The following is a 21,839-nucleotide window of genomic DNA, read 5'->3' on the forward strand; positions in this document are numbered from 1 at the left end:
TCCACGCTAAGGCGCCCTCTTGGGGGCGGTCAAGCGGGCCGGCACGCATTACACGCGCGACAAGGGAGCAGAAAGAGCACGGAAAGACCACGGACGGGGAGCGGATCTCACCACACCGCGCGACACTTGACGCGGTCCGCCGACGATCCATAGCGTGTCCACAGATGTGAATGCCGTACACGATGACGGCTGCCGATTCAAGGAGATCCGAGGATGCCCGCTCCCCGCACCGTTCTGCTCACCGGCGCCGCCGGCGGCCTCGGCACCCTGATGCGCGCACTGCTGCCCGCCTACGGCTACGAGCTGCGACTCCTCGATCTGCTCCCGATCGACGGCGAGCCGGGCGCGGTCACCGCGGACCTCGGCGACAAGGAGGCCCTGCGCGAGGCCGTGCGGGGCGTGGACGCGATCATCCACCTCGCCGGCATATCCCTGGAGTCCACCTTCGAGAAGATCCTCAAGGCGAACATCGAGGGCACGTACAACCTGTACGAGGCGGCGCGCGAGGAGGGCGTGGGGCGCGTCGTCTTCGCCTCCTCCAACCATGCGGTCGGCTTCGCCCCGCGCCCCGAGGGCGAGGCGCCGCACGCCCCGGACACGCTCATCCCCATCGACACCCCGCGCCGCCCCGACACCTTCTACGGACTGTCGAAGTCGTTCGGCGAGGACCTGGCGCAGTTCTACTGGGACAAGCACGGCCTGGAGACCGTCTCCGTGCGGATCGGCTCCTGCTTCATGGAGCCGACCAGCGTGCGCATGCTGTCGGTCTGGATGAGCCCCGGCGACGGCGCCCGCCTCTTCCACGCGGCCCTGACCGCCGAGGACGTCGAGCACACCGTCGTCTACGGCTCCTCCGCGAACACCCGCCTGTGGTGGGACCTGACCACCGCCCGGGGCCTCGGCTACGAGCCGCAGGACGACTCCGAGCAGTACGCCGAGAAGCTGATCGCCGAGCAGGGCGAGCTGGACCCGCGGAACCCGGACCACACCCGCCTGGGCGGCCATTTCGTGACCAACCCGCCGGTCTGGCCGTACTGACACTCGCGTGCGGGCCGGGGCTCCCGGTCTGTCTCACCGGCCACCTCCGGCACATCCGGCGCATCCGGCCACCGCGCACGGACCGCCTCACGGGACGAGCGGGCACCGAACGGGCCCGCCCGCCCCGCCGTTCGGGCATGCCCGCTGCCCGAATTACGCTCCACCGCAGGTCCCCCGCGGGCAGCCGTCGCTCGTCGCGGGCGCATACGGGCACCATCGGGCCCGCAACAGACCTGGTCAGTGGTGCGCACCCGCTGTAGAACTTCCCCCATGGGCCCCACCGGGCCCGAACGGGCAGTGAGCACGGAGAGCGGGTGTCGGGCATGAGCGCGGAGGAACGTCAGCGGGAGATCGTGAAGAGCGCCCGTCGCACCGGCGCCGTCGACGTGAACGTGCTCGCCGCCGAGCTGGGCGTCGCCAAGGAGACCGTACGACGGGATCTGCGCGCCCTTGAGGACCACGGCCTGGTCCGCCGCACGCACGGCGGCGCCTATCCGGTGGAGAGCGCCGGCTTCGAGACGACGCTCGCCTTCCGCGCCACCAGCCATGTGCCCGAGAAGCGCCGGATCGCGGCCGCCGCGGCCGAGCTGCTCGGGGACGCCGAGACGGTCTTCGTCGATGAGGGGTTCACCCCGCAGCTCATCGCCGAGTCGCTGCCCATGGACCGGCCGTTGACCGTGGTCACCGCGTCCCTGGCCACCGCGGGAGCGCTCGCCGAGGCCGACAACACGACGGTGCTGCTGCTGGGCGGCCGGGTCAGACCCGGCACCCTCGCGACCGTCGACCACTGGACGACGAAGATGCTCGCCGGGTTCGTCATCGACCTGGCGTTCATCGGCGCCAACGGCATCTCGCGCGAACACGGCCTCACCACCCCCGACCCGGCCGTCAGCGAGGTCAAGTCACAGGCCATCCGGGCCGCCCGGCGCACGGTGTTCGCAGGCGTGCACACCAAGTTCGGCGCCGTGAGCTTCTGCCGGTTCGCGGAGATCAGTGCACTGGAGGCGATCGTCACCAGCACCCTCCTGCCCACGTCCGAGGCCCACCGCTACTCGATGCAGGGCCCCCAGGTCATCCGGGTCTGAAACAGAGACCGCATCCCAGCCCCCGAAGAGTTCGAAAAACCAACTGACCCACCACAGAGGCATCACACTCCCCTGCGCCACCCCATATGTACCGATACATCCAGGAGCGATCCATGCGAACCCAGAGCCGACGGAGGCCGCGCGCGACGCTCGTCGCGGCCGCCGCAGGGACGCTGCTCGCCCCGCTGCTCTCCGGTTGCTGGGCCGGAGCGGGCGGAGCGGGCTCCGGTGGCAACTCCATCAACGTCCTCATGGTCAACAACCCGCAGATGGTGGAGCTGCAGAAGCTCACCGCCGCCCACTTCACCAAGGACACCGGCATCAAGGTGAACTTCACCGTGCTGCCGGAGAACGACGTCCGCGACAAGATCAGCCAGGACTTCGCCAACCAGGCCGGCCAGTACGACGTCGCCACCCTGTCCAACTACGAGATACCGATCTACGCCAAGAACGACTGGCTGCACGAGATGGACTCGTACGTCGCGAAGGACCCGGGCTACGACGAGCAGGACGTCCTCAAGCCCATGCGCCAGTCCCTCACCGCGGACGACGGCAAGCTCTACGGACAGCCCTTCTACGGCGAGTCGTCCTTCCTGATGTACCGCAAGGACGTGTTCGAGGCGAAGGGCCTCACCATGCCCGAGCACCCGACCTGGACCGAGGTCGCCGACCTCGCGGCCAAGGCCGACGGCGCCGAGTCGGGCATGAAGGGCATCTGTCTGCGCGGCCTGCCCGGCTGGGGCGAGGTCATGGCCCCGCTCACCACGGTCGTGAACACCTTCGGCGGCACCTGGTTCGACAAGAGCTGGAAGGCGCGGCTCGACTCCCCCGAGTGGGAACGGGCGGTGAAGTTCTATGTGGACCTCGTCCGCGACCACGGCGAGGCAGGCGCACCCCAGGCCGGCTTCGCCGAGTGCCTCAACAACATGACCCAGGGCAAGGTCGCCATGTGGTACGACGCCACGTCCGCGGCCGGTTCCCTGGAGTCCGCCAAGTCCCCGGTCAAGGGCAAGATCGGCTACGTACCGGCGCCCGTCGAGGAGACGAAGTCCTCGGGCTGGCTCTACACCTGGGCCTGGGGCATCCAGGACGCGTCCCGGAACCCCGACAAGGCCTGGAAGTTCGTCTCCTGGGCGTCCAGCAAGGAGTACGAGCAGCTGGTCGGCGACGAGATCGGCTGGTCCAACGTCCCGGCCGGCAAGCGCGCCTCCACGTACACGAACGCGGACTACCGCAAGGAGGCCGGCGCCTTCCAGGAGATGACCAAGGAGGCCATCGAGGGCGCCCGGCCCACCGACCCCGGGGTGCAGCCGCGGCCCGCGCCCGGCATCCAGTTCGTCGGCATCCCCGAGTTCACCGATCTCGGCACCAAGGTCTCGCAGGAGATCAGCGCGGCCATCGCCGGACGCCAGTCCGTCGAGTCGGCCCTGAACAAGTCCCAGAAACTGGCCGAGGAGATCGCCGAGGAGTACGAGGGACGATGACCGCCACAACGACGGCTCCAGTAGCCGCACCATCCGTACACGCCGAGAAGCGTCCCGCGGGCCGCATGCGCGCCTGGGCGACCCGGGCCCCGCTCCTCCCCGCCCTGATCTTCATGATCGCCGTGACCCAGCTCCCCTTCGTGGCCACGCTGGTGATCTCCTTCTTCGACTGGAACTCCCTCTACCCGGACGCCCGCAGCTTCACCGGCTTCGGCAACTACTCCGAGGTCCTCACCGACGCGGCCCTGCGCAAGTCGGTCTGGACGACCATCCTGCTGACCGTCACCGTCGTCCTGGCCAGCCTGATCCTGGGCCTGGTCCTCGCCCTCCTCCTGGACCGGAGGTTCCGGGGCCGCGGCTTCGTCCGTACGCTCCTGATCGCGCCCTTCCTCGTGGTCCCCGTGGCGGCGGCCCTGCTCTGGAAGCATGTGCTCTACAACCCTGAATACGGCCTGCTCAATGGGTTGTTGCACTATGTGGGCGGACCACAGCCGGACTGGATCTCCAACACCCCGCTGCTCGCCGTCGAGATGTCCCTCGTCTGGCAGTGGACGCCCTTCATGATGCTGATCCTGCTCGCCGGCCTGCAGAGCCGCGACCACCAGCAGATCGAGGCCGCGAAGGTCGACGGCGCGAGCGACTGGCAGGTCTTCCGTTACTTGACCCTCCCCCACCTGCGCCGCTACCTCGAACTGGGCGCCCTGCTGGGCTCGATCTACATCGTCCAGAACTTCGACGCGGTCTTCACCATCACGTCCGGCGGCCTGGGCACCGCGAACCTGCCCTACACCGTCTACCAGAGCTTCTACCAGGCCCACGAGAACGGCCTCGCCTCCGCGGCCGGCGTCCTGGTCGTCATCGGCTCGATCATCATCGCGACCTTCGCGCTGCGTGTGGTCTCGTCCCTGTTCCGCGAGGAGGTGGGCCGCGCATGAGCGCCACCGCGATCCGTGTACGTCCCCGCAGTACCGAGTCCGGCAACCCCGGCCCCCGCCGCCCCAGGGGAAGGGGCCTCGGCCTGGTCGCCTGGCTGGCCGGGATCGTCTTCTTCCTGCCCATCGCCTGGATGGCCCTGACGTCCTTCCACTCCGAGGAGGACGCGGCGACCAACCCGCCGTCCTTCGGAGCCGCGCTCACCCTCGACGGCTACCGCGAGTTCTTCGGCACGGGCGGCGGGGCGAGCCCCTGGCCGTCACTGATCAACTCGACGGTGGCCTCGCTCGTATCGACGCTCCTCGTCCTCCTCCTGGCCCTCCCCGCGGCCTACGCGCTCTCCATCCGCCCGGTGAAGAAGTGGACCGACGTCCTGTTCTTCTTCCTCTCGACGAAGATGCTCCCGGTGGTGGCGGGCCTCCTGCCGATCTACCTCTTCGCGAAGAACACGGGGATGCTGGACAACATCTGGCTCCTGGTCATCCTCTACACCTCGATGAACCTGCCGATCGCCGTGTGGATGATGCAGTCGTTCCTCTCAGAGGTCCCGGTGGCGATCATCGAGGCGGCGCAGATAGACGGCGCGAAACTGCCCACGATCCTCGCCCGGGTCGTGGCCCCCATCGCCCTCCCGGGCATCGCGGCCACAGCCCTGATCTGCTTCATCTTCAGCTGGAACGAGCTGCTGTTCGCCCGGGTCCTCACGGGCGTGGTGGCGGAGACGGCGCCCGTCTTCCTCACCGGCTTCATCACCAGCCAGGGCCTGTTCCTGGCCAAGGTGTGCGCCGCCTCGCTCGTCATCTCCCTGCCGGTGCTCGCCGCGGGGTTCGCCGCCCAGGACAAACTGGTCCAGGGCCTGTCGTTGGGAGCCGTGAAATGAAGGCCGCAGTCATCGAGTCCGTGGGCCGTGCCGTCGTGGCCGAGGTCCCCGACCCGACGCCGGGCCCCCGCGAGGTCGTCGTCGAGGTCGCCGCCTGCGGCCTGTGCGGCACCGACCTGCACATCCTCCAGGGCGAGTTCGCGCCCAAGCTGCCGATCGTGCCGGGCCACGAGTTCGCGGGCGAGGTGGTCGGGGTGGGCACCCTGGTCACCGAGCTGTCGCTCGGCGACCAGGTGGCCGTGGACCCCTCCCTCTACTGCTACGAGTGCCGTTTCTGCCGTACGGGCCACAACAACCTCTGCGAGCGGTGGGCGGCGATCGGCGTGACGACGGCAGGCGGCGCGGCCCAGTACGCGGTGGCCCCCGTGGCGAACTGCGTGAAGCTCCCCGAACACATCCGCACCCAGGACGCGGCCCTGGTCGAGCCCCTCTCCTGCGCGGTCCGCGGCTACGACGTGCTGAACTCCCGCCTGGGCGCCCATGTCCTGATCTACGGCTCCGGAACCATGGGCCTGATGATGCTGGAGCTGGCGAAGCGGACGGGTGCGGCGAGCGTGGACATCGTCGACATCAACGCACAGCGGCTGACGACCGCCGAGCGGCTCGGTGTCTCGGCGTCCGCCACGAGCGCCGACGAATTGGAGCGACCACAGGGGTGGGACCTGGTGGTCGACGCCACGGGCAACGCGGCGGCGATCCAGGACGGTCTGGGACGGGTGGCCAAGGCCGGCACGTTCCTCCAGTTCGGCGTCGCCGACTACGCGACGAGGGTGACGATCGACCCTTACCGCATCTATAACTCGGAGATCACCATCACCGGTTCCATGGCCGTCCTCCACAGCTTCGAACGCGCGGCGGAGCTGTTCGCGAATGGAGTTCTGGATCCGGAGACCTTCATCAGCGACCGTCTGCCTCTGGACCAGTACCCCCAAGCGCTGGAGCAGTTCGCGTCTGGTGTCGGCAGGAAGATCGTGGTGCTGCCGTAGAGATCACGACCCACGCTGTTTCAAAAATACAGCGTGACTTTCCTACCGATGACGCGTTGTTCCAGGCGAGCCACAGGATTTCTGTTCGCATTCAGGTCTGACGTTCGCCGGGGGAGGGACTCATGGAGTTGCGGTACGCGTTCCGTCTGGAACCAGGCCCGGCCGCACACGCAGCCCTCGCACGGACCTTCGGATGCGCACGGGTCGTATGGAACGACGCTCTGGCCGTCCGCCGGGCCGCACACGAGCGTGGTCTGCCGTTTCCGAAGACGGGAGAGCTTTCGAAGCTGCTCATCACTCAGGCCAGACGGACTGATGAGCGGGCGTGGCTCACCGAGGTCTCCATGGTGCCGTTGCAACAGTCACTGCGGGACCAGGACAAAGCGTGGACGGCGTTCTTCAATTCGCTGACGGGCTCTCGAAAGGGTTCGAAGGTCGGTGAGCCGGGGTTCAAATCACGCAAGGATCACCGTCAGAGCGTGCGGTTCACCAACAACGCGGGATGGAAGATCACCGCGGCAGGGCGGCTGAGGCTTCCAAAGATCGGAGAGATTCCGGTGCGCTGGTCCCGGAGCCTGCCTTCGATCCCGTCCAGCGTCACAGTGATCAGAGATGCGGCAGGTCGATACTTTGCCTCGTTCAAGGTCACAACCGATCCCGACACCGATCGGACCTCGGCCCCGGATGCAGAAGGCGATCTGGGCGTCGATCTCGGGCTGACGCACTTCGCCGTACTGTCCGACGGCTCGCGCGTAGCCTCACCGCGATTTCTGCGCCGAGCAGAGAAGAAGTTGAAGAAGCGGCAGCGAGAGCTGGACCGCAAACAGAAAGGGAGCAAGAACCGGGAGAAGGCCCGTGCCAAAATGGCGCGGGCGCATGCAGCAGTGGCCGATGCACGCAAAGACTTTCATCACCAGCTGTCCACGAAACTGATTCGAGAGAATCAATCGATCAGTGTGGAAACACTCGGTGTGAAGGCACTGGCGCGCGGCAGGCTCGCCAAGAGCGTGCATGACGCAGGCTGGGGCCAGTTCTTGGCAATGCTGGACTACAAGGCGAAACGCTACGGGCGCGAACTCACTCGCGTGGCCCGGAACTTCCCCTCCAGCCAACTTTGCTCTTCCTGCGGGCACTTGGATGGGCCCAAGCCACTGGCGGTCCGACTCTGGATCTGTTCCCTCTGCGGGACGACACAGGACCGGGACTGGAACGCTGCGAAGAACACTCGAGACGAGGGCCGTCGGATCCGGGCGGCCCAGCCCCAAGAACCACCCACCCCCGGGCCGGGGGCCCTCACCGTAGCGTGAGGTAAACGCCTGCGGAGCACATGTAAGTCCCTGGTCGGTAATCAGGGCGAAGCGCAACGAAGCAGGAACCCGTCTCAAGCTGGACCGCGATTCGGCGGCTCGGCAGGGAGGAATCTACCGCTTGTCGGGCGGGAGAGGAGGCCAAAACCAGGAGATCACCATTGCCGGCAAAGCGGACAACCTCGTCGGCTCACCGTCTGCGCCGGAGAGAGCAAACTCGTTAGGGCCGACCACCGGTGAGTCGTAGCATCCTGGACATGCCACGCCCCCAGGGATTCTCGTACACAGAGCAGCCCGACGGCACCGTGCTGATCGCGCACCAAAGCCGCCCCGCCACCACCCTCCGCGGCCCCAGAGCCACCCAGTTCCTCGCGGAAGTGGAATCCGGCGACCCCCAACTGGTCATGGCCCGCTGGACCGGCAACTACAAGCGCGGCAACGAACGAACGGCCCGCAACCACCCCCGAAACCGCCACTGACCGCCCCCGACCACCGCTGCGGGCCCCTGACCAGTACAAACCCGCACTGACCCAATTGGCGGTCAGGTAAGGGAACGGTAAAGCGGGCCCGGTCGTTCACGGGTCATGACAGCTATGACCCCCGGCTCGAACATCCCTCTCCCCGTCACCCGCGTGACGGTGGACGTCGCCGCCCCGGTGCGGCTCGACGTATCGGGCCTGCTGCTCACCGCCGACGGCAAGGTGCGCTCCGACGACGACTTCATCTTCTACAACCAGCCGACCGGCCAGGGCGTGACGTACCGCTCCGGCGGCGGCACGAGCCCCGACTCGATCACGGTCGACACGACGGCCGTGCCGCCGGGCATCGAGAAGATCGTCGTGACCGCGAGCCCGGACGCCGCGGGCCAGACCTTCCAGGGCGTCGAACCGACGGCGACGATCCGCAACGCCGACGACAACTCCGTACTGGCCTCGTTCACCCCGCCCCAGCTCGGCTCGGAGACGGCCCTGGTGATCGTCGAGGTCTACCTGCGCAACGGCGCGTGGAAGGCCCGAGCGGTCGGCCAGGGGTACTCGAACGGCCTGGCGGGCATCGCCACGGACTTCGGCGTGACGGTGGAGGAGCCGGCCGCCCCGGCAGCGGCCCCGGTCGCCCCGCCGACCCCCACGGTCCAGACCCCGGTGGCGCCCCCGGCCCCGCCCGTCACCACCCCGGCGGCCCCGCCCGCGCCTCCGGCGGCGCCTGCCGCCCCCGCCCCGGGCGCCGGGAAGATCAACCTCGACAAGGGCCGCGTAAGCCTCCAGAAGAACCAGACCGTGTCCCTGGTCAAGGGCGGCCGCCCGTTCCTCTCCCAGGTGAAGATGGGCCTGGGCTGGGAGCCGGCGTACCGGGGCAAGGACATCGACCTCGACGCCTCCGTGATCGCCTACGGCCCGCAGCGCAACCACATCGACAGCTGCTACTTCGGAAAGCTCTCGATCGTGAACGGCGCGATCAAGCACTCCGGCGACAACCTCACGGGCGAGGGCGGCGGTGACGACGAGGTGATCGTCGTGGACCTGGGCCGCCTCCCCCAGGAGGTCACCGGCCTGGTCTTCACGGTGAACTCCTTCTCGGGCCAGAAGTTCACCGAGGTCGCCAAGGCCTACTGCCGCCTCCTCGACGCCGCCACGGGCGAGGAGCTGGTCCGCTTCGACCTCACCACCGCCGAGCCCCAGACCGGCGTGATGATGGCCAAGCTCATCAAGCAGTTCTCCGGCGAGTGGGAGATGACGGCCCTCGGCAACTTCGTCAAGTCCCGCACGGTCCGCGGCATGGTGAAGCCGTCGGCGCAGGCGCTGTAGCCCACCGGCCCACCACGAACGCGAGGGGCGCCCCCACCGAGTGGGGGCGCCCCTCGCGTTCGGCGCCGGGTCACATCTTCGTGGCCCCCGCGGCAAGGTCCCTGAGGAAGTGCCGCGCCCCGATCAGGAACACGATGATCAGCGGGACGACGCTCATCAACGCACCGGCCATCACCAGGGAGTAGTCGGTGTTGTAGAGGACGTTGAGGTTCGCCAGGGCGACCTGAAGGGTGACCCTGTCGGGGTCGATCATGACGACCAGCGGCCAGATGTAGTCGTTCCAGAGGCTGATGAAGGTGAAGATGCCCAGGAACGCCAGCGCGGGCCGGAACAACGGCATCGCGATCTGCCAGTAGAGCCGGAAGAAACCGGCGCCGTCGATCCGTCCGGCGTCGAGCAGTTCGTCGGGCAGCGAGTTCTGCGCGTACTGGCGCATCCAGAAGATGCCGAAGGCGTTGGCCGCACCGGGAATGATCAGCGCCGTCAGCGAGCCGGCCCAGCCGAACCCCGCCATGGTGACGAACTGCGGCACCAGGGAGAGCTGCGCGGGGATCATGTACGTGGCCAGCAGGGCACCGAAGAGGAACTTCTTGCCCGGGAACTCGTACTTGGCGAAGGCGAACGCGGCCAGCGAGTCGAAGACCAGCACCAGCGCGGTCCCGACCACGGCGACGACGACGGTGTTGAACAGCGAGCCGAAGAAGTCGACGGTGTCGAGCACCCGCCCCATGTTGTCCAGGAGATGCGGTCCCGGGATCAGCTTGGGCGGGTAGCTGTAGATGTCCTGGGTGGTGCCGGAGGCCATCACCACCAGCCAGTAGAAGGGGAACAGCGAGATCAGCACACCGAGCAGCAGCACCACCCGGACACAGATCCGGGTGAGCCGGCTGCCGGAGCCGATGGCGAGCCCCGCGCTGCCGGTGGCCCTCTCCTTCTCGTCAACGGCCATTGCGGGCCCCCTTGCGTCGCAGCAGCGACCGGAGGCCGCCGCGGTCCTCGCGGTCGGATCCGGAGACCAGCCGCCAGTTGATGAGCGTGAAGATGGCGATGATCGCGAAGAGGACCCAGCCCATCGCGGCCCCGTAGCCGAACTGGTGGTCCTTGAATGCCTTCTGCCACAGATAGAGCACGATGGTCGTGCCTTCCTGACCCGGTCCGCCGATGGTTCCGACATCGGTCGACTGGAACAGCACCTGCGACTCGGTGAAGATCTGCAGGCCGTTGATGGTGGACGTGACGGCGGCGAAGAGGACCACCGGCCGCAACTGCGGCAGCACGACCCGGAACAGGGTCTGCCAGCTGTTCGCCCCGTCGACCCGGGCGGCCTCGAAGTGCTCGGTGGGAATGGCCTGGAGACCCGCCAGGAAGATCAGGGCGTTGTAGCCGACCCACCGCCAGATGATCATGGCGGAGAGGGACACCTTGATCCCCCACTCGGAGGACAGCCAGCCGACGCCGTCCATCCCGACCATCCTCAGCGCCGAGTTGGCGAGGCCCGTCTGGGCGAAGACCGAGCCGAAGACGACGGTCATGGCGACCATTGAGGTGACGTTGGGGATGAAGTACGCCACCCGGTACGCGCCGGAGAACCGGACCTGCGAGTGCAGCAGGAACGCGAGCACCAGGGCCAGGAACAGCATCGGCACCGTGGACAGGAACCAGATCTCGAAGGTGTTGAGCACCGAGTGCCAGAACACCGAGTCCTCGAGCAGCCAGCCGTACTGCTTGAGGCCGACGAAGCGCATGTCACCGATGCCGTCCCAGTCCTGGAAGGACAGGTACAGCGAGAAGACCACCGGAAAGGCGCCGAAGACGGCGAACAGCACATAGAACGGCGAGATGGCGAGGAGGGGCGGGCCATGCCGCCGGCGCCCGCCCGGGACGGTGGCTCGGGAGCGGCGGCCGTCCGCCCGCTCACGGCCGTCGGCCGCGGGGGTGCCGGCCTCCGCCGGGTCTGCGACTGTGGCCATGTCAGTTCACCCCCAGCCGGGACAGCGTGGTCTCGGAGGTGTTGACCGCGTCGCGCCAGGCCCGGTCGGGTTGCTTGCCGAGCGATTCCACGTTGGTCAGCTCCTGGAAGAACGGGGTGTTGGCGGTCTCCTCGTACGGACTGAAGTAGACGACGGGAGCCTTCTGGGCGGCCGGGCCGAAGACGTCGATGGGCCGCTGACCGCCGAAGAAGGGATCGGGCTTGTGCATCGCGGGGTCGGTGTAGGCGGCCGGAGTGGTGGGGAACAGCGCCATCTCCTGGTAGCTCTTGAGCTGGTTCGCCGGGCCGAGCAGCCACTTCAGGAAGGCGAAGGCGCCCTCCGGGTCACGGCAGTAGCGGGTCAGGGTGGCGTACGACCCACCGTAGTTGGCGGGCCCGTCCGGCATGGTGGTCAGCCGCCAGTCCCCGGACGTCTTGGGCGCGGTGTCCTTCAGTCCGTTGATGGCCCACACCGCGGTGGTCATCGAGGCGACGCGGCCCCCGCCCATGGCCGCGTTGTAGTCGGGCGTGCCGTCCACGACCCGGGCGCTGAGTCCCTGCCGGAGCATCTCCACGGACAGGTCCCAGGCACGCTTGACGTGTGCCTGGTCGCCGATGAACCGGTTGTCGGCGTCCACGAACTGCTTGGGGCTCTGGAGCAGGACCTGCTGGAAGACGTTGCCGATGTTGCTCACCAGGTACGGCTTGCCGGGCCCCTTCCGGAGCGTCCGCCCGGCGGCGAGGTACTTCTCCCAGGTGGAGATCTCCTCGGCAACGGCTTGCGGCTCGTCGGGCAGCCCGGCCCGCCGGAAGAGATCCCGGCGGTAGTACAGCGCGGTCGGTCCGGCATCGAGGGGGAAGCCGATCATCCGCCCCGACGGGGCGAAGCATCCCTTCCACTTCCAGTCGAGGTACTGATCACGGATGCTCTCCGCACCCAGGGTCCGCAGGTCGAGGAACTCGTTCTCGTCGGGGAAGAACGTGGCGAGGTTGTCGGAGTTCACGACCGTCATGTCCGGCACGTAGGCACGGGCGGCGAGACTGGTGCGTACCTTCGAGTCGATGTCCCCGTCGGGGATCTGGGAGCCCTTCACCTTCACCCCCGGCACACCGGGTACGGCACGCCTGGCGGTGGCGAGCAGCTTGTCGCTCAGCGAGCCCTTCCAGTACCAGAGGCTCAGATGATCGGTGCCCGCGGAGGCGGAGCCGTTGCCCGCCCCGCATCCCGACAGGCCGAGCAGCGCGGCGCCCGCACCGCCCAGCGAGGTCCCCAGCAGACGTCTGCGGGACATCGTTCGATGTTCCATTTGGCGCGCACTCACTTTCAGGGCGCGGCGCGGCCAGGGCATGGCACCACGTCGGGCCCGTTTTGCGGGGGTTGGGGAAGACAACGATGTCGGCGGGGTGGGTCCCTTGGCTCGGGCCGACAGCGTTCTCAGCATCCGTGAGCGTTCACGTGAACGTTGCCGTCGAGTATCAGGGCGGCTCAAAACCGCTGTCAAGGGACGTACACGGTAGATGTGTTGACCGGCCCGGGCCACGAACGAGCAGAAGCCGGTGCGGCTGCAGCCGCACCGGCTTGGCGCCACTCCCTCAGCTCGACGAGGGACCGGCACGCTCCGAACCCCAGGCCCTGCCGTCCGGCCTGCCGTTCAGCCTGGGATTCGGCTGCGGTTCGGCCTGGGGTTCGACCTGGGATTCGGATGAGGATGAGGTCGCCCGTGAAGGGTCGTGTGCCGCTACGGCGCCCCGGCGGCCCGCCACAAGCACTCCCCGCCCATGTGCTCGACTATGGGACTGATCAGCCCTTCGGCGCGTGAGCCATCGCGACCAGCTTCATCTTCATGGCGCGCACCGCCGCGGGGTCCGTCACGGGCCGGGAAGTCTTCTCCTTGGCCTCGGCGACCGTCTTCGCCTTCAGGGCGCTATCGGCTTCGGAGTTCGCGGAGTGAGAAGCCTTCTCCGCGGACGCCATGACCTTCTGCTTCTGCGTGCGCACGGAGTCGTCGTCCGTCGCGGAGTGCGAGGTCGCCGTGGCCGCGTGGACCTGCGCCCCGGCCGCCACCGTCAGACTGCCGAGCGCGAGAGCACCGACCGCGGCCGTCCTCAATTTCGTTCCCATCTTGCTGGACTTGCGGGGGGCGGCATGGCGCATGAGAGTTCCTCTGCTGTCGGTTCGGCTTGGACAGCTGGACTACGCAGCGCGGGGGCCCGGCCGCGACACCCGGACGCCGTGACTCGGATCACAGAGAATCGCTGTAGCGAGGGACCGGCGCCAGTGCGTATTCCCTGTGCAGAGGACCCCTGGCCGTTCTGTGGACGGATATGAATGGCGGAAGAGTGGCGAGAGGCACGGCGGAAGAGGATTTCGATGAATTCTACGCACTGGCCTACCCCAGGCTCGTTCGGCAGCTTTACGCGATGACCGGCGATCTGCCGGAGGCCCAGGATGTCGTGCAGGAGGCATTCATAAGGGCCTGGGGCCGACGTGGGATATTCACGAGCGACGGTTCCCAGGAGGCGTGGATCCGCACCACGGCCTGGCGGCTTGCCGTATCGCGCTTCCGGCGTCTGCGGCGCGGTGCGCAGCTCATGCAGCGCCATCACGAACAGCACGAACAGCGCCACGCCGAAGGCCCGTCCCCCGAACACGTCGCTCTCGTCGAGGCGCTTCGCACTCTTCCGAAGAAGCACAGAACTGTCGTTGTCCTCCACCATTTGTGCGACCTCGGCGTCGAGCAGATAAGTGCCGAGACGGGCTGGCCGGCCGGTAGCATCAGGGTTTGGCTGGTCCGTGGGCGCCTGTCACTCGCCCGCCACTTTTCCTCCCTGCCGGACCAGGAGGTGGACCATGTCGGATGAGTACGAGCGTCCTGTCTGGCTTACCGAGAGCATCACCCAGTTGGAGAATGTTCGGGTGGACCGGCCGTTGCCCGCACAGGAGTTGCGTCGCCGAAGCGTCCGGCGCCGTCAACGCCGTACCCGTTCTGCCGCCATTGCGGCGATTACCGTGACGGCACTCGGTGCGGGCGCCTACTGGAATTCCATGAGCGCGGACCGATCGGCGGAAAATCCCTCCCAGCACGGGGAGGTTTCCCAGATATCGGCGGCCCAGGAGAAACTGCGGGCCTACTACTCGGTTCTGCCGGAGGCATTTACCACGCGGGATTCGACGTCGAAGCTGCAGAAGCTGATGACCGCGCATTTCACGGACACGGCACTGAAGCGAGAAATCGTTCTCGAAGGCGACGGAGCCGCCGACGTGGCGGCCACGTGCGGGCATGTGGAAACTGCCACCACCTTCACCGTCGGCGCCCCCCGCAGCACCGGGGCCGACACCGTCCGCGCGCGCGTGACGAGCAGCAGCACACCGGAATCGATCGAGGTCGTTTTCGATCTCCGCACCATGAGAATCTCGAAATGGTCCTGCCCCGACAGATCCTGACCTCTACCGACCGTCACGGGACAGCCCTCAGGCGGAAGCCCGCACCACAAGTTCGGGTACCACCCAGGCGTCGGCGCCCCTCAGGGGCTCCTCACCCGCACGCAGCCGGGCCACCTGCTCGACGGCCAGCCGGCCCAGCCGGCGCTTGTCGATGTGCAGGGTGGTCAGGGAGGGCTCCACCAGCTCCCCCAGCGAGAGCCCGTCGAAGCCCATGACGGCCACGTCGTCGGGCACCCGCCGTCCGCCGCGCCGAGCGGCGCGCATCGCGCCGATGGCGATCAGGTCGTTGAAGCCGAAGACAGCGGTGACCTCGGGCCGAGCGTCCAGCAACCGCTCCATGCCCACCTCGCCCGCCGCGACGCTGTGTTCGGCGCACGTCACCACCCAGTTGTCGTCGACGGGCAGCCCGTGCTGCCGCACCTGGGCCAGAAAGGCCTCCCGGCGAGGGCCAGGGACCCCCGTCCGATCCCCGTCCAGCATGCCGATCCTGCGATGCCCCGCACGCACCAGATGCGCGATGCCCTGCTCCACGCCGACAGCGGCGTCGATCCCCACGGCGGCGAACCGGGTCTGCTGCGGCCCGCGTTCCAACAGCACCAGCGGCACACCGCCCAACTGCCGCGCGAGAACGTCGTCCTCGTTCTTGAAGTACCCGATGACCGCGTCCGCCTGATGGGACAGCACGTCGAGTGCCACCCGCTCCCTGGCGTCATCGGTACGGGAGTCCCACACGACCACCTGCCACCCGCGCTGCTCGGCCGCCTCCAGCACACCGGCGGCCACCTCGGGGAAGAACGGGTTCATCAGATCCGGAATGACCAGACCCGCCGTCACCGTCCCCTTGCGCACCAGCCCCCGGGCGAACCGGCTCGGCCGGTAGTCCAGCAGCCGCGCCGCCTCCAGCACCCGTTCCTTGGTGCCCGGGTCGATCTCACCCTTGTCGTTGACGGCCCGGGACACCGTCTGCCGCGACACTCCGGCCAACTGGGCCACATCATGGATGGTGGCCCGCCGGCGAGGGCCGTCAGACTGTCCGGTACGCGACTCCTGCTGCTCATCGGCCCACACGCTGAGCACTGTATCCGCCCAGCGCCGAAGGAACCCAGGACGCGGCCCGCCGCAGCGCCGCACCCACACACGCGCCCAGGCGCAGACACAGGCCTCAGAACAGGGCGCTGTACGCGTTCAACGCGGGCTGCCCGCCGAGATGGGCGTACAGCACAGTCGACTCCCGCCCGATCTCCCCCCGGGTCACCAGGTCGACCATCCCGGCCATGGACTTCCCCTCGTAGACGGGGTCGGTGACCATGCCCTCGGTCCGCGCGGCAAGCCGCATCGCCTCCAGCGTCACCTCGTCGGGAATGCCATAGGTGCCCGCGTGATACCGCCCGTCCAGCTCGACGTCGGCCTCCGTCAACTCCTTCTGTACGCCGATGAGTTGCCCGGTGCTCCGCGCGATCCGGGCGATCTGGTCCCGGGTGCGCTCGGGCTCGGCGGACGCGTCGATGCCGATGACACGCCGTTGCCGCCCACCGGCCTCCTCCAGCACACGGAACCCGGCCACCATCCCCGCCTGGGTGGACCCGGTCACCGAGCACACGACGACGGTGTCGAAGAAGACCCCCGACTCCCGTTCCTGCTCGGCCACTTCATAGGCCCATCCGGCGAACCCGAGCCCGCCGAGCGGATGGTCGGAGGCGCCGGCGGGAATGGCGTACGGCTTCCCGCCCGCGTCCTCGACCTCCCGCAGCGCCCGCTCCCAGCTCTCCTTGAACCCGATCCCGAACCCGGCCCGCACCAGTCGCACATCGGCCCCGGCGAGCCTGCTGATCAGGATGTTGCCGACCTTGTCGTACACGGAGTCGGGCCAGTCCACCCAACTCTCCTGCACCAGAACACACTTGAGCCCGGCGCGGGCGGCGCAGGCCGCGACCTGCCGGGTGTGGTTGGACTGCACCCCGCCGATCGAGACCAGCGTGTCGCACCCCTTGGCGAGGGCGTCCGCGACGAGGTACTCCAGCTTGCGGGTCTTGTTGCCCCCGTACGCGACACCGGAGTTGCAGTCCTCCCGCTTGGCCCAGAGCGAGGCCCCGCCGAGGTGCGCGGTCAGCCGCTCCAGCCGGTGCACGGGCGAGGGCCCGAAGAGAAGGGGGTAACGGTCGTACGAGGAAAGGGACATGGGTCCTCCACGGATCAGGTGTCGGGATCGGCCAGGTCTTCGAGGCCACGCCAGATCTCCGCCGTGACGCGGACGGCCTCGTCCGCATCGCCGGCGGCACAGGCGTCGATCAGCGCGTCGTGCAGCCCGGCCGAACGGCAGTTGCCGCCCTCGCCGAACCGGCGCCGCTCCAGGCGCCGGATCAGCGGGGTGTAGCGCGCGACGGTGGCGGCGGCGGCACGATTCCCGCTCACCCGGACCAGTACGTCGTGCAGCGCGTCGTCGGCACGCAGCGCGGCGGCCACGTCACCGTCGCGCACGGCCGTGGCAAAACACTTGTTGGCCTCCCGCATGGCACCGATGTGGTCGGGGCGAAGCCGGGGCAGCGCCGCCCGAGCGACCAGCTCGTGCATGGCGCCGACGACGGCCGCGGCGTCCCGCACATCGGCGGCCACCACAGGGGTCACACGTGTGTAGCTCTGCGGCTTGGACTCCAGCAGGCCTTCGTCGACGAGCCGTGAGAAGGCATCCCGTACGGGCGCCCGCGAAAGCCCGAGCCGCTCGGCCAGCTCGGCGTCCCGCACGACGGCGCCCGGCGCGATGTCGCCGGCCACGATGGCGTCCCGTATCGCCTCGTACGCGCGGTCCCTGAGCAGGGTCCGGGGCACGGGCCGTATCGCTTCCACAAACTGAAATGTTAGATGTCAACCAGATCCCGACACAAGAGTGCGACCCGCACCGAAGTACGGGCCGCACTCACACGGGCCTCACTCAACAGGCCCACGGCCAGTCCGCGTCCCGGGCGCCCTCAAGCAGCGGAACCATCCGGAACGCCGCGTCCGACAGCCCCCCGAACACATGCCGGTTCCCCGCCCCCGACGGACCATGGCCCGCCCGGTACCCGGCAAGGTTCCAGGTGTAGACGGGCACGTGCGCAGGAACCTGCTCGGTCGGGTCGCCGTAGTGGCTGTACGTGGCCTGCTCGTCCGTGACGATCAGCACGCGGTCGTGCTTCTTGTAGTGCTTCCGTACGGCCTCGGTCGTATCCGTCCCGCCGAGGTCACCGAAGCGCTCCAGCACCTTCAGCACCGACTCGCCCCGACGGAACTTCACACGGCTGCTGCTCGTCCCGAACTCGACGAGGTCCGCGTCCGCCGCCCGCAGCGCGAGCGCCGTACCGAAGATCGCCGCCGCGTCGGCCCGGTTGAGCTCCGAGCGGTCGGACAGCCGCGAGTAGAACATCGACCCGGACCGGTCGACGAGCACGAGCGTCCTGCCGCCCAGCGCCGGCACGTTGGCCAGCGAGTGACCGAGCGCCTGCTCCAGCGGGTACGACCAGCGCAGCGACGGAGCGTGCTGGTACGCGGCGAGGTACCGGAACGGAAACTGCCGCGACCGCGCGACCTCCGCGGGGTCGCTGATACGGGCGGCCACCTGGGCGGCCATCTCGTCGGAGACCCCGGCCTCGTCGAAGTTACGCAGGTTCCGCACCAGCGCCATCGCACCCATGGACGGGATGACGGCCTCCCAGGCCGCCTTGTCCATCGGGCCCTGCAGCCAGCCGGCCAGCGCCTCCCAGGTCATGCCCGCGTCCGCGAGGCGCTGCGCGCCGTGCGCACCGGTCACCACCTTGCGCCGCTTGGCGGGCCGCAGTGCCATCAGGTCACGGTGGGCCGCCAGAACGGGCAGCGACTTCGGCACGACCGCGGTGTCCGGGTTGTGCCGCCGGTCCAGCGCGTACTGGAACAGCTCGCCCTGCCACGGCTTGTCCGGGTCCGGTGCCGCGTGCACGAGGTTGAGGATGTCGCCGAAGCGGTAGCCCTTGGACGCCGTGTCGTACTTCAGCAGCGACTTGCCGCTGTAGAGCCGGCGCACGGCGTCGGCGATGCCGCGCTTCACGGGCTTGGGGATGTTGCGGCCGTACAGCGCGGTCCAGTACGCGAGCAGCTCGCCGGGCTCGTCCGGGCGCCGCAGCACGGAGGCGACGACCTGCCGGTTCGCCGGGCCGTCCGTGGCACCCGCGTCGAGGCGTGCCTTGACGTACTCGGCGGCGCCGACGATGGACGCGGTCCGCATGTTGCCCTCGCCACGGAGCCAGGCCAGCATGCTCGCCGTCCACGAGGGGTCGCTGACGGCCAGCTCACGGACGAGCGCGGCGAACCGGTCGTCCCGGGCGTCGCCGGTCTCGTAGAAGGTGTTCTGCGAGACGAGGTTGGCGATCGCGAGCAGGAAGAGCTCGGAACGCGCGTCGCGCTCACGGCCGCGGCCGCCCTCGTAGGTGCGCAGTACGCGGCCGGTAGAGGTGACCCGCGAAGTGCCCTGGGCCTTCGCCGCCTTGGTGTTGAATCGCGCCATGATGAATTCCCCCGAATTCAGTGATGTTCCGGAGGGAAGCACAGCAAATGAAGCGTGCCCGAGATCGAGGTCGGCGGCGGTCTTGTCACTGGGCGCGTCTTCCAGTTCCGCCACATCGCCCATAGCGATGACGGGATTCGAACCCGCACGGTTTCCCACCAAGTCCCCGAAGTATCCGCTGCCTTCGCACCGGGCACACATCATTTGCTGCGCCTCCCGAGATCAAGTCGGTGGCGGCCTGGATTCTTTGGAAGAGAAGTAGCCGCCACCATCGCACCGGGAGGTGCATGAAGTTGTGGTGTCCAGAGTTCAAGGCCGGCGGAACCGACGTAGGTGCTCTAACCCCTGAGCTACACCGGCGTGTTGTGCCGGTGACGGGACTCGAACCCGCGACCTCCCCATTAGGAGTGGAAGTAGGTCCTGCCTTCGCACCTGGACGTTCATCACTCTAGGACGTGTACCGCGGGCCGGGCGAACGATTATTTCCGGACGGACGTACCGGACAGGCGGCACAGGCGCCATAGGAACTCCCTATACCACCTGCTGACTTTGCGTCTTTGCCCCTCGTTCTTTTCCGAACGTACGGTGAACCGACTCGACGAGGTACGCACCACGACGTATCCGCACAACTGGAAGAGCAGGCGGCATGACTACGATCGAACCCGAATCAGGAACGCAAGAACTCAAGGGAAAGCGGGCCCTGGTCACAGGTGGTTCTCGCGGAATAGGAGCGGCCGTCGTGCGCCAACTCCTCGACACGGGCGCCGAGGTGCTCACAACTGCCAGGTCGGCGACGAGCAAGGTTCCGGAGGGAGCCGCCTTCGTGACGGCCGACGTGCGGACACGGGCCGGCGCGGAGACGCTCGCCGCGGCCGCGCGGGAGGTGCTCGGCGGGGTGGACGTACTGGTCCACAACGCGGGTGGGGCGCAACCGTACGCGAGCACCTCCGCCATCCCCGACGAGGAGTGGCAGGACCAGCTGGACCTGAACTACCTGGCCTCGGTACGGCTGGACTCCCTGCTGGTGCCGGGGATGCGGGAACGGCGTTCGGGGGTGATCGTGCACGTCTCCTCAGCCGCGGTCCCCGCCACGCCACCCCCGTTCCTGCACTACACGGCGGCGAAGGCGGCTCTGGAGAACTACAGCCGGGGCCTGGCCCTGGAGCTGGCCCCGTCCGGAATCCGGGTCAACACCGTGACTCCCGGCAGGACGGCCACCCCCGGCGGCGAACTGACGCGGGAGCAGTGGGCACGCCTGGACCCGGGGCAGGGCCAGAACGGCGCCACCGTGCCGCTGGGACGCGACGGCCGGCCCGACGACATCGCCAACGCGGTGCTGTTCCTCGTGTCCGACCGGGCGAGCTGGCTGACCGGAAGCAATCTCGTCGTGGACGGCGGAGAATTCTCCAGGGGCTGACTCCGTCAGGACACCGGCGAGAAGGAAGGTGAGAAGGCAGCGGACTCGGACCAGGTCTCCTTGCGCAGGAGTTCGAGCAGGGCCGTCTCCGCCGGGCCCGCGCCGGGCCGGAGCACGGCGATGACGGGCTGGGACACGACCGGGAACACCGGGCGCGCGAGGTGCTCGTAGCCGTGGGGCACCGCGGAGGCCGGGACGAGCGTCACTCCCAGCCCGTGGGCGGCCCAGCGCACGGCCGTCGCCGTCCGGGACACACGGGCGGCCGTGGTCGGGGCCAGGTCGTTGTCCCGGAGCACGTTCAGCAGCACGCCGTCGAGCGCGCTGTCGCGGTCGAACCTCACCCACGGCTCCCCCGCCAGTTCGCGCAGCTCGACCCGGTCCGCGGCGAGCAGCCGGTGCCCGGCGCCCAGCACCACCACGAACTTCTCGTCGCCGAGGTGGTGGGCGTCGGAGGGGCTCCGCTCGCACCCCGCCATAAGGGCAAGGTTCAGCACGCCCCGGCGGCACAGCCGTTCCAGCTCGGCGGAGCTCGGCTCCTCGAAGACGGTGACCTCCAGCAGCGGGAAGCGGCGACGCAGCGTGCCCAGGGCGCCCGGCAGCTGCCGCGTGCCGAAGCCCATCTGCGCCGCGACCACCAGCTCGCCCACGAGCTCGTCGGCACCGGCCCGTGCCGTCGCCCTCGCCCGCCGCGACGCGCTGACCGCGACCTCCGCCTCCCGCAGGAAGGCGCGGCCGACCACGGTGGGCACCAGTCCGGTCGGTGTGCGGGCGAACAGCTGCACGCCGAGTTCCCGCTCCAGGCCGCGGATCTGCTGGGACACCGACGGCTGAGCGACGTGCAGCAGCTCCGCCGCCGCCGTCACCGAGCCCTCCTCGGCTACGGCCAGGGCGTACTCGTACTGGCGAAGACTCATCGGCTCCCGTCCCCTCCCACGTGGCAACAGGTGTCACAACACGGGAGGCGACGGGTTTACTCC

General features: G+C 68.6%; 21 protein-coding genes and 1 tRNA gene. 12 read left to right on the forward strand and 10 right to left on the reverse strand.

Annotated elements, in window-relative coordinates:
* Positions 1-213 precede the first annotated feature (213 nt).
* From ACH4YP_RS33045 to ACH4YP_RS33085, 9 genes are all read left to right on the forward strand, one after another.
* Complete coding sequence (locus ACH4YP_RS33045) at positions 214-1,038, forward strand: NAD(P)-dependent oxidoreductase (protein WP_361056920.1); 825 nt, start codon at positions 214-216, stop codon at positions 1,036-1,038.
* Between the two features lie 314 nt (positions 1,039-1,352).
* Positions 1,353-2,123 carry a DeoR/GlpR family DNA-binding transcription regulator gene (locus ACH4YP_RS33050; protein WP_398494440.1) on the forward strand — a complete coding sequence of 257 codons (771 nt, stop codon included), beginning with the start codon at positions 1,353-1,355 and terminating at the stop codon, positions 2,121-2,123.
* Between the two features lie 113 nt (positions 2,124-2,236).
* Positions 2,237-3,607: a sugar ABC transporter substrate-binding protein gene (locus ACH4YP_RS33055; protein WP_361056926.1), complete on the forward strand. Its 1,371-nt coding sequence runs from the start codon at positions 2,237-2,239 to the stop codon at positions 3,605-3,607.
* On the forward strand, positions 3,604-4,542 hold the full coding sequence (locus ACH4YP_RS33060) for a sugar ABC transporter permease (protein ID WP_361056929.1): 939 nt from the start codon (positions 3,604-3,606) through the stop codon (positions 4,540-4,542). Before ACH4YP_RS33055 ends, ACH4YP_RS33060 begins: the two co-directional genes overlap by 4 nt.
* Complete coding sequence (locus ACH4YP_RS33065) at positions 4,539-5,420, forward strand: carbohydrate ABC transporter permease (protein WP_359725924.1); 882 nt, start codon at positions 4,539-4,541, stop codon at positions 5,418-5,420. Before ACH4YP_RS33060 ends, ACH4YP_RS33065 begins: the two co-directional genes overlap by 4 nt.
* Entirely contained in the window at positions 5,417-6,406 is a 990-nt protein-coding gene (locus tag ACH4YP_RS33070; protein ID WP_398494443.1) for a zinc-dependent alcohol dehydrogenase family protein, read from the forward strand. Before ACH4YP_RS33065 ends, ACH4YP_RS33070 begins: the two co-directional genes overlap by 4 nt.
* A 122-nt stretch (positions 6,407-6,528) precedes the next feature.
* On the forward strand, positions 6,529-7,713 hold the full coding sequence (locus tag ACH4YP_RS33075) for an RNA-guided endonuclease InsQ/TnpB family protein (RefSeq protein WP_398494445.1): 1,185 nt from the start codon (positions 6,529-6,531) through the stop codon (positions 7,711-7,713).
* A 257-nt stretch (positions 7,714-7,970) separates the two neighbouring features.
* Positions 7,971-8,192: a hypothetical protein gene (locus ACH4YP_RS33080; protein ID WP_398494447.1), complete on the forward strand. Its 222-nt coding sequence runs from the start codon at positions 7,971-7,973 to the stop codon at positions 8,190-8,192.
* Between the two features lie 114 nt (positions 8,193-8,306).
* On the forward strand, positions 8,307-9,518 hold the full coding sequence (locus tag ACH4YP_RS33085) for a TerD family protein (RefSeq protein WP_361056953.1): 1,212 nt from the start codon (positions 8,307-8,309) through the stop codon (positions 9,516-9,518).
* A 70-nt stretch (positions 9,519-9,588) separates the two neighbouring features.
* On the opposite strand, the gene ACH4YP_RS33090 is transcribed toward ACH4YP_RS33085, so the two are convergent.
* From ACH4YP_RS33090 to ACH4YP_RS33105, 4 genes are all read right to left on the reverse strand, one after another.
* The gene (locus tag ACH4YP_RS33090) at positions 9,589-10,467 is read right to left on the reverse strand and encodes a carbohydrate ABC transporter permease (RefSeq protein WP_361071414.1); all 879 of its coding nucleotides are present in this window, start codon (positions 10,465-10,467) and stop codon (positions 9,589-9,591) included.
* Positions 10,457-11,488 (reverse strand): carbohydrate ABC transporter permease, encoded by a 1,032-nt coding sequence (locus ACH4YP_RS33095; protein ID WP_398494449.1) that lies wholly within the window; start codon positions 11,486-11,488, stop codon positions 10,457-10,459. Before ACH4YP_RS33095 ends, ACH4YP_RS33090 begins: the two co-directional genes overlap by 11 nt.
* 1 nt (position 11,489) lies before the next feature.
* A complete protein-coding gene (locus ACH4YP_RS33100) occupies positions 11,490-12,779 on the reverse strand; it encodes an extracellular solute-binding protein (RefSeq protein ID WP_361071408.1) in 1,290 nt (429 codons plus the stop codon).
* 509 nt (positions 12,780-13,288) lie between these two features.
* On the reverse strand, positions 13,289-13,642 hold the full coding sequence (locus ACH4YP_RS33105) for a hypothetical protein (protein ID WP_398494451.1): 354 nt from the start codon (positions 13,640-13,642) through the stop codon (positions 13,289-13,291).
* Positions 13,643-13,812: 170 nt separating this feature from the next.
* On the opposite strand from ACH4YP_RS33105, the gene ACH4YP_RS33110 reads away from it, so the two are divergent.
* Together ACH4YP_RS33110 and ACH4YP_RS33115 are read left to right on the forward strand one after the other, a co-directional pair.
* Positions 13,813-14,349 carry a SigE family RNA polymerase sigma factor gene (locus ACH4YP_RS33110; RefSeq protein WP_361071403.1) on the forward strand — a complete coding sequence of 179 codons (537 nt, stop codon included), beginning with the start codon at positions 13,813-13,815 and terminating at the stop codon, positions 14,347-14,349.
* On the forward strand, positions 14,339-14,932 hold the full coding sequence (locus tag ACH4YP_RS33115) for a hypothetical protein (RefSeq protein ID WP_361071400.1): 594 nt from the start codon (positions 14,339-14,341) through the stop codon (positions 14,930-14,932). Before ACH4YP_RS33110 ends, ACH4YP_RS33115 begins: the two co-directional genes overlap by 11 nt.
* Positions 14,933-14,959: 27 nt before the next feature.
* Here the strand turns inward: ACH4YP_RS33115 and ACH4YP_RS33120 are convergent, their stop codons facing one another.
* The 5 genes from ACH4YP_RS33120 to ACH4YP_RS33140 form a co-directional block, all read right to left on the reverse strand.
* Positions 14,960-16,000, reverse strand: coding sequence for a LacI family DNA-binding transcriptional regulator (locus ACH4YP_RS33120; protein WP_361071397.1), 1,041 nt, complete (start codon positions 15,998-16,000; stop codon positions 14,960-14,962).
* A gap of 94 nt (positions 16,001-16,094) precedes the next feature.
* Positions 16,095-17,111 (reverse strand): 1-aminocyclopropane-1-carboxylate deaminase, encoded by a 1,017-nt coding sequence (locus tag ACH4YP_RS33125; protein WP_361071394.1) that lies wholly within the window; start codon positions 17,109-17,111, stop codon positions 16,095-16,097.
* Between the two features lie 14 nt (positions 17,112-17,125).
* Positions 17,126-17,776, reverse strand: coding sequence for a GntR family transcriptional regulator (locus tag ACH4YP_RS33130; protein WP_361071391.1), 651 nt, complete (start codon positions 17,774-17,776; stop codon positions 17,126-17,128).
* A gap of 85 nt (positions 17,777-17,861) precedes the next feature.
* A complete protein-coding gene (locus ACH4YP_RS33135) occupies positions 17,862-19,445 on the reverse strand; it encodes a TROVE domain-containing protein (RefSeq protein ID WP_361071387.1) in 1,584 nt (527 codons plus the stop codon).
* Positions 19,446-19,814: 369 nt separating this feature from the next.
* Positions 19,815-19,884: transfer RNA gene (locus ACH4YP_RS33140), tRNA-Arg, on the reverse strand.
* Positions 19,885-20,091: 207 nt separating this feature from the next.
* Here ACH4YP_RS33140 and ACH4YP_RS33145 point away from each other — a divergent pair.
* On the forward strand, positions 20,092-20,862 hold the full coding sequence (locus tag ACH4YP_RS33145) for an SDR family oxidoreductase (RefSeq protein ID WP_361071384.1): 771 nt from the start codon (positions 20,092-20,094) through the stop codon (positions 20,860-20,862).
* Between the two features lie 5 nt (positions 20,863-20,867).
* On the opposite strand, the gene ACH4YP_RS33150 is transcribed toward ACH4YP_RS33145, so the two are convergent.
* Complete coding sequence (locus ACH4YP_RS33150) at positions 20,868-21,776, reverse strand: LysR family transcriptional regulator (protein ID WP_398494455.1); 909 nt, start codon at positions 21,774-21,776, stop codon at positions 20,868-20,870.
* Between the last annotated feature and the right edge of the window lie 63 nt (positions 21,777-21,839).

Origin of the sequence: Streptomyces sp. NPDC020747, from assembly GCF_044334695.1 — a bacterium.
GTDB lineage: Bacteria > Actinomycetota > Actinomycetes > Streptomycetales > Streptomycetaceae > Streptomyces.

What these genes read in the sequence shown, in the direction of transcription:
- ACH4YP_RS33115 (WP_361071400.1), top strand. Translation starts at nt 14,339, where the DNA reads ATGTCGGATGAGTACGAGCGTCCTGTCTGGCTTACCGAGAGCATCACC.
- ACH4YP_RS33065 (WP_359725924.1), top strand. Translation starts at nt 4,539, where the DNA reads ATGAGCGCCACCGCGATCCGTGTACGTCCCCGCAGTACCGAGTCCGGC.
- ACH4YP_RS33105 (WP_398494451.1), bottom strand. Translation starts at nt 13,642, where the DNA reads ATGCGCCATGCCGCCCCCCGCAAGTCCAGCAAGATGGGAACGAAATTG.
- ACH4YP_RS33150 (WP_398494455.1), bottom strand. Translation starts at nt 21,776, where the DNA reads ATGAGTCTTCGCCAGTACGAGTACGCCCTGGCCGTAGCCGAGGAGGGC.
- ACH4YP_RS33125 (WP_361071394.1), bottom strand. Translation starts at nt 17,111, where the DNA reads ATGTCCCTTTCCTCGTACGACCGTTACCCCCTTCTCTTCGGGCCCTCG.
- ACH4YP_RS33090 (WP_361071414.1), bottom strand. Translation starts at nt 10,467, where the DNA reads ATGGCCGTTGACGAGAAGGAGAGGGCCACCGGCAGCGCGGGGCTCGCC.
- ACH4YP_RS33110 (WP_361071403.1), top strand. Translation starts at nt 13,813, where the DNA reads ATGAATGGCGGAAGAGTGGCGAGAGGCACGGCGGAAGAGGATTTCGAT.
- ACH4YP_RS33100 (WP_361071408.1), bottom strand. Translation starts at nt 12,779, where the DNA reads ATGTCCCGCAGACGTCTGCTGGGGACCTCGCTGGGCGGTGCGGGCGCC.
- ACH4YP_RS33075 (WP_398494445.1), top strand. Translation starts at nt 6,529, where the DNA reads ATGGAGTTGCGGTACGCGTTCCGTCTGGAACCAGGCCCGGCCGCACAC.
- ACH4YP_RS33095 (WP_398494449.1), bottom strand. Translation starts at nt 11,488, where the DNA reads ATGGCCACAGTCGCAGACCCGGCGGAGGCCGGCACCCCCGCGGCCGAC.
- ACH4YP_RS33060 (WP_361056929.1), top strand. Translation starts at nt 3,604, where the DNA reads ATGACCGCCACAACGACGGCTCCAGTAGCCGCACCATCCGTACACGCC.
- ACH4YP_RS33055 (WP_361056926.1), top strand. Translation starts at nt 2,237, where the DNA reads ATGCGAACCCAGAGCCGACGGAGGCCGCGCGCGACGCTCGTCGCGGCC.
- ACH4YP_RS33145 (WP_361071384.1), top strand. Translation starts at nt 20,092, where the DNA reads ATGACTACGATCGAACCCGAATCAGGAACGCAAGAACTCAAGGGAAAG.
- ACH4YP_RS33085 (WP_361056953.1), top strand. Translation starts at nt 8,307, where the DNA reads ATGACCCCCGGCTCGAACATCCCTCTCCCCGTCACCCGCGTGACGGTG.
- ACH4YP_RS33135 (WP_361071387.1), bottom strand. Translation starts at nt 19,445, where the DNA reads ATGGCGCGATTCAACACCAAGGCGGCGAAGGCCCAGGGCACTTCGCGG.
- ACH4YP_RS33045 (WP_361056920.1), top strand. Translation starts at nt 214, where the DNA reads ATGCCCGCTCCCCGCACCGTTCTGCTCACCGGCGCCGCCGGCGGCCTC.
- ACH4YP_RS33070 (WP_398494443.1), top strand. Translation starts at nt 5,417, where the DNA reads ATGAAGGCCGCAGTCATCGAGTCCGTGGGCCGTGCCGTCGTGGCCGAG.
- ACH4YP_RS33080 (WP_398494447.1), top strand. Translation starts at nt 7,971, where the DNA reads ATGCCACGCCCCCAGGGATTCTCGTACACAGAGCAGCCCGACGGCACC.